Origin of the sequence: Actinomadura sp. 9N407 (genome assembly GCF_044326315.1) — a bacterium.
GTDB lineage: Bacteria > Actinomycetota > Actinomycetes > Streptosporangiales > Streptosporangiaceae > Spirillospora.
In genome coordinates this window covers 1-653 of record NZ_JBIRAW010000082.1, presented here as the reverse complement: position 1 = coordinate 653, position 653 = coordinate 1, and the positions used below count along the sequence as shown (strand labels likewise).

2 rRNA genes are annotated in these 653 nt (G+C 60.2%); both read left to right on the top strand.

The features are described 5' to 3' along the window. A 16S ribosomal RNA gene (locus ACH34Q_RS46965) occupies positions 1–115 on the top strand; the annotation flags it as partial. A 447-nt stretch (positions 116–562) separates the two neighbouring features. Beyond that, positions 563–653, top strand: a 23S ribosomal RNA gene (locus ACH34Q_RS46960); the annotation flags it as partial.

Below are 653 nucleotides of genomic sequence, written 5' to 3'. Positions count from 1 at the left end.
AAGCCCGTGGCCCAACCACCTTGTGTGGGGGGAGCGGTCGAAGGTGGGGCCGGCGATTGGGACGAAGTCGTAACAAGGTAGCCGTACCGGAAGGTGCGGCTGGATCACCTCCTTTCTAAGGAGCACACTGGCCGGCACACTCCACCTGGTGGGGTTGCTGGTCCAGGACCGTCTTCTCAGCCGAGCGTGCTGGGGACGGTCGCTCATAGATGTGGAGCACTGGCTACTCAGCTCACCGCCTGCGTGAGCCGGCAAGTACCACCCCCTTGGGGGTGGGGAACGTCGGTGATCGGGTGGGGGGTGGGCTGGACACGCTGTTGGGTCCTGAGGAAACGGACCCTTCAGCCCCCACGAGCACACGTTGGTGTGTGGTTGGGGGCTGGGGTGTTTCTTCATGGATTGCGGGACCGGTTCCTGTCGCCTTGATCGGTGGTGGGGCTGGTGGTTCCGGTTGTTTTTTGAGAACTGCACAGTGGACGCGAGCATCTCTGAACAGGGGCATGCGATCTTTCGGGATTGTTTGTTCTTGTTCTCTGTTGCAAATTTGTTGATCGCTTTGTGTGTTCAAGTTTTTAAGGGCACACGGTGGATGCCTTGGCATCAGGAGCCGATGAAGGACGTGGGAGCCTGCGATATGCCTCGGGGAGTCGGCA